Origin of the sequence: Brevundimonas sp., from assembly GCF_024711105.1 — a bacterium.
Taxonomy (GTDB): Bacteria; Pseudomonadota; Alphaproteobacteria; order Caulobacterales; family Caulobacteraceae; genus Brevundimonas.
In genome coordinates, this window is the sequence record NZ_JANJTL010000163.1 from 1 (window position 1) to 4,687 (window position 4,687).

Consider the following 4,687-nt stretch of genomic DNA (forward strand, 5'->3'; position numbering starts at 1 on the left):
TGGTCGAGCAGCCGGCCCAGCGCCAGCGCGCCCTCGAGGCCGAGGAAGATCTCGGTCTGCATGTCGGCCAGCTTCTTCTGGACCAGCTGGCGCGACGACAGCGGCCGGCCGAACAGCATCCGCTCGCCGACGTAGTCGCGCGTGGCGTGGAAACAGAACTCCGCCGCGCCCATCGCCCCCCAGGCGATGCCGTAGCGCGCCTTGTTGAGGCACGAGAACGGCCCGCGCAGGCCCTTCACGCCCGGCAGCAGGTTCTCTTCCGGCACCAGCACGTCGTTCAGGCCGATATCGCCGGTGATGGAGGCGCGCAGGGACAGCTTGTCGCCGATCTTGTCGGTGGTGAAGCCCTCCATGCCGCGCTCGACGATGAAGCCGCGGATGGTGTCGTCCAGCTTGGCCCAGACCACCGCCAGGTCGCTGATCGGGCTGTTGGTGATCCAGTATTTCGCGCCGTTCAGCCGATAGCCGCCCTCGACCTTCTCGGCCTTGGTCTTCATCGAGGCCGGGTCCGAGCCGCCGTCGGCCTCTGTCAGGCCGAAGCAGCCGATCAGCTCGCCCGCCGCCATCTTCGGCAGGAAGCGCATCTTCTGCTCCTCCGAGCCGAAGGCATAGATCGGATACATCGCCAGCGAAGACTGCACCGACATGGCCGAGCGGTAGCCGCTGTCGATCGCCTCGATCTCGCGCGCGATCAGCCCATAGGCCACGTGCGACGCCGACGAGCCGCCGTACTGCTCCGGCAGCATGGCCCCCAGAAAGCCCATCTCGCCCATCTCGGTCATGATCGACCGGTCGAAGGTCTCGTCGCGGAAGGCCTCGACGATGCGCGGCAGCAGACGATCTCGGGCATAGGCGCGGGCCGCCTCCTGGATCATCCGCTCGTCGTCGGTCAGGCGGCCAGTCAGGTCGAACGGGTCGTCCCAGCGGAAGGTCTGGACGGGGGCGGAGCCGGTGTCGGCCATGCTCTGATCTCGGGTCTGGCTGCGACCCCTTGTTCGGGGTCTGTCAATCGCGGTCGTGATACGGCAGTATCCGGTTCGAGGCCAGCGGGGGGAACCGAGGGCCTGTCGGAGGATGACGACGTGTTCAGGCGACTGTTCGTCGATCACCCGCGCGAGGTGGGTGAGGACTATTTCGAGCACATGGCCGCCTCGTCGCGGTTCGGCTTCAAGCTGCTGCGGCTGGCCGCCTGCGCCTTCACCCACGCCCTGATCCCCGGCCTGTTCAAGACCACCGTCTCGGACGAAATCCGCGCCACAGCCCGGACCATGAACTCCCGCGCCGAAGAGGCCCGCGAGTGCCGCATGCGCAACGCCGGCGTCTGGGACCCGGGGCTTTAGGCCCTCAGCTGCGAATGACTTGCAAGGGCGCCCGCCGTCCTGCTATGTAGAGTCATTCGCAATCGGCGGGACCGGTCTTCGTGTACGTCTGCAACTGCAACGGCATTCGTGAGCGCGACGTGCTTTCCGCCGTCGAGGAGGGCGCCTGCCGCCCCCGCGAGGTCTTCGCCCGTCACGGCTGTTCAGCCCAGTGCGCCAAGTGCGTCTGCGAAATGCGCCAGATCATCCAGGACCGGCGCGAAGTCTTCGCCCTGGCCGCGGAATAGTCGCTCAAGAAAATCATTCGTAGTATCAATAGGCTGCGAACAACTCTCAGATGAACAATCGACCCGGCCGGCGTGTTATCAAGGCGCGCACGGCGAATCGCGCCGGCTCATGTTCAGGAGAATGACCCCATGAAGGGCGACCCGCAGATCATCCGCCTCCTGAACGCGGTCCTCACCAACGAGCTGACGGCGGTCAACCAGTACTTCCTGCACGCCCGCATGTTCGAGAGCTGGGGCTACCGGACGCTCGGCAAGGTCGTCTACGAAGAGTCGATCGGCGAGATGAAGCACGCCGACCTGCTCATCAAGCGCGTGCTGTTCCTCGAGGGCCTGCCGAACCTTCAGGACCTGCACAAGCTCAAGATCGGCGAGACCGTCCCGGAGTGCCTGGGCGCCGACCTGGCGCTGGAGCTCGGCGGCCGCGTCACCCTGATCGATGGCGTGCGGCAGTGCGAGGCCGCCGGCGACTTCGTCAGCCGTGAGATCCTCACCAAGATCCTCGTCGACACCGAGGAGCACATCGACTTCCTCGAGAACCAGATGGGCCTGATCGCCGCCATGGGCGAGGCCAACTACCTGCAGAGCGCCATGGGCGAGATCGAGGGCGAGGCCGGCGCGGCGGGCTGATCCGCCGGAACCGCTTCGCAGCTGGGCTGTTCCGCTTCCGTCAGGATCGATGGGAGCCGAAGCATGCTGGAACGCGGGCGCGATATCGCCGAACACGTCTTGAACGCCGAGGACCGTGACGGTCGTCACGTCGCGCTTGGTGTCGCCATGGCCGTCGGCGTGGGCCTGCTCGGCGCCCTGGCGGCGACGCGGGGCGGTCAAGCCATCGACCGGCGTCGCCTGGCGCGCGGCGGCGACGCCGAGGTCGTCGAGGCGCCCAAGGGCCTGACCAGCGCCGCCGCGCCCCTGATTCTGTCCGTTTCGACCCTGTCCGCCCTGCGTATCTGGAACGCGCCCTCGGGTCGGGGACGGACCCGCGCCCTGGGGCTGTGGGTTGGACTTCAGGCGCTGAACGCCCTGGCTATGGCCCTGCACCCACGCCGTCTCGGCCAGCAGATGGCTGCCGCCCTGCTCACCGCCGGCCTGACCACCGCCTACGCCCATGAGGCCGGCAAGCTGGACACCCGCGCGGGCGGCATCGCCTTCCCGCGCTGGGGCCGCGTCGGCCTGTCCAACCTGATGAAGGACGTCTCGAACCGGTCGGACTAGGCCCGCGCCGGCCGCAACGTCTCCGACGTCCGCCAGGCCAGCCAGAGTTCGGCCAGCACCAGGTTGGGCGTCCAGCACAGGAAGGCGATGGCGCGATAGGCGTCCATGAAGTCCAGGCCCAGCATTCCCGAGGCGGGAAGCATCAGCCTGAGCGACACCGCCGCCAGCGTCAGCGCATAGCTGCGCACCATCCACCGGCGATGGCTGTCGATCCGACCGGCCAAAATCTCGCGCAGACCCAGTCCCGTGGTCGTGAACCAGGCGACGGCCAGCAGGCCGAAGCCCGCCGTGCCGATCGGCCCGCCGATCGAGCTCCAGGCCAGGATCAGGCCGCTGATCGCCCCGACCAGGCAGGCCAGCACATAGATGCGCCCCGCCGCCGCGTGCCACATCCGCCGACGCCCCTGCCGCGTGACGAACTGCAGCGCACCCAGGCTGAGCGCCGTCATCCCGCACACCACATGCGTCAGGAAGATGATCGGCCGGGCGTCGAGGTGCGGGCGCATGGCCTCGGCCATCAGCGGCTCGGGCAGCAGGAAGCGCGCCGACATCAAGGAGATGCCCAGGGCGAGAAAAAGCATGACACCCCAGGTGATGGCCTGGGTGGGCGGCAGCGGGCGGGTCTTGGACGTGGTCATGCCACCGGGGTGACGGGCGGGAGCGCCTGCGTCATCCTCGCTTTCGCCAATGCGGACGCGGACTTCGCGAACCGGGCTTTGACGCAGACGCGGCGCGGCGTCAGCATGATCCGGTGAGCGCGAACGGGTCAGAATCGGGCGGCTGGAGGGCCTGGCGCATCGGCCGCTCGGGTCCGGCCGAGTTCCCGGCCCTGTCGGTCATGGGAATCTTCCTGGCCGCCTTTTCCGTTTTCGAATCCGAACGCAACGCCCTGTGGGTCAGCCTTCTCTACTGGCAGGGAGCCATGCTTGGGGGTGGTGTGATCGCCGCCTTGATCGAGCCTCCGTTGCATCGGCGTCTGGAGGGACGCCCACGCCTGTTCGCCGTGGCTCAGGTCTTCGCCATGACCCCGCCCATCGTCGCCTGGATCTGGGTGCTGAGCACCCTGGTCGAGCAGCGCAATTGGAATCCCGGGCACCTGGTCCTGCTCGTCGTGCCGGTCTTCAACGTCAACGTCGCGGTGGTGATCCTGGCGTGGCTGCTCCGCGGTGCGCTCGCCCCGCGCCATCGCGCCCCGTCCCCGGACGCCCCGCCGCCCGAACTGCGCGCAAAGCTGCCCCCCCGGCTGGCCCGGGCGCGTCTGATCGCCGTCGAGGCCGAGGACCACTATCTGCGCATCCATACCGAAGCCGGCGCCGCCCTCATCCTCATGAGCCTGTCGAGCGCGCTCGCCGCGCTCAAGGATCACGACGGCCTCCAGGTCCACCGTTCCTGGTGGGTGGCGCGCCGCGCCGTCGAGGCCGCCCGTTGGCGCAAGGGCCGCGGCGTGCTGACCCTCACCGGCGGGATCGAGGCGCCCGTCAGCGAGAGCCGCGCCGCCGCCGTGCGCGCGCTGGACTGGGCCTGATGGACCGGCCCCCGCTCCTCGTCCTCGGCGCGACCAGCTTGATCGGGCGCTTCCTGGCGCCCCGGCTGGCCGCGGCGGGGCGGCCCTTCGTCGGCGTCTCGCGCCAGGGCGGCGACTGGCTCCAGGCCGACCTCGCCACGCCCGGGGGCCGCGCTCGCCTGCCGGAGGCGGAGACGGTGCTGGCGCTGTCGCCCATCTGGCTGCTGCCCGACGCAATCGCAGACCTGAAGGCCAAGGGCCTGCGCCGGCTGGTCGCCTTCTCCTCGACGAGCGTGCTGACCAAGGCGGCCTCCGCCGACCCCGCCGAGCGCGCGGTGGTCGAGGCGCTCGCACGTGGCGAA

General features: G+C 69.1%; 7 protein-coding genes and 1 pseudogene. 6 read left to right on the top strand and 2 right to left on the bottom strand.

The window, feature by feature from the left end:
• Nucleotides 1-962, bottom strand: a 962-nt coding sequence (locus Q0M60_RS13105) for an acyl-CoA dehydrogenase family protein (RefSeq protein WP_296820286.1), incomplete at its 3' end; no start/stop codon positions are given.
• 120 nt (nt 963-1,082) lie between these two features.
• On the opposite strand from Q0M60_RS13105, the gene Q0M60_RS13110 reads away from it, so the two are divergent.
• The 4 genes from Q0M60_RS13110 to Q0M60_RS13125 all read left to right on the top strand — a co-directional run bounded on the left by Q0M60_RS13110 (nt 1,083) and on the right by Q0M60_RS13125 (nt 2,821).
• Entirely contained in the window at nt 1,083-1,340 is a 258-nt protein-coding gene (locus Q0M60_RS13110; protein WP_296820288.1) for a DUF6356 family protein, read from the top strand.
• An 80-nt stretch (nt 1,341-1,420) separates the two neighbouring features.
• Nucleotides 1,421-1,606, top strand: a complete 186-nt coding sequence (locus tag Q0M60_RS13115) for a (2Fe-2S)-binding protein (protein ID WP_296820291.1) — start codon at nt 1,421-1,423, stop codon at nt 1,604-1,606.
• A 129-nt stretch (nt 1,607-1,735) separates the two neighbouring features.
• On the top strand, nt 1,736-2,233 hold the full coding sequence (gene bfr / locus Q0M60_RS13120; protein WP_296820294.1) for a bacterioferritin: 498 nt from the start codon (nt 1,736-1,738) through the stop codon (nt 2,231-2,233).
• Between the two features lie 63 nt (nt 2,234-2,296).
• Complete coding sequence (locus Q0M60_RS13125) at nt 2,297-2,821, top strand: TspO protein (protein WP_296820296.1); 525 nt, start codon at nt 2,297-2,299, stop codon at nt 2,819-2,821.
• Here the strand turns inward: Q0M60_RS13125 and Q0M60_RS13130 are convergent.
• Complete coding sequence (locus Q0M60_RS13130; RefSeq protein WP_296820298.1) at nt 2,818-3,459, bottom strand: DUF2306 domain-containing protein; 642 nt, start codon at nt 3,457-3,459, stop codon at nt 2,818-2,820. The two genes, Q0M60_RS13125 and Q0M60_RS13130, sit on opposite strands and share 4 nt — an antisense overlap.
• Before the next feature lie 113 nt (nt 3,460-3,572).
• Here Q0M60_RS13130 and Q0M60_RS13135 point away from each other — a divergent pair, with 113 nt between their 5' ends.
• Entirely contained in the window at nt 3,573-4,346 is a 774-nt protein-coding gene (locus tag Q0M60_RS13135; RefSeq protein ID WP_296820301.1) for a LytTR family DNA-binding domain-containing protein, read from the top strand.
• Nucleotides 4,346-4,687: pseudogene (locus Q0M60_RS13140) on the top strand (epimerase); the annotation flags it as partial. The gene Q0M60_RS13135 and the pseudogene Q0M60_RS13140, both read left to right, overlap by 1 nt.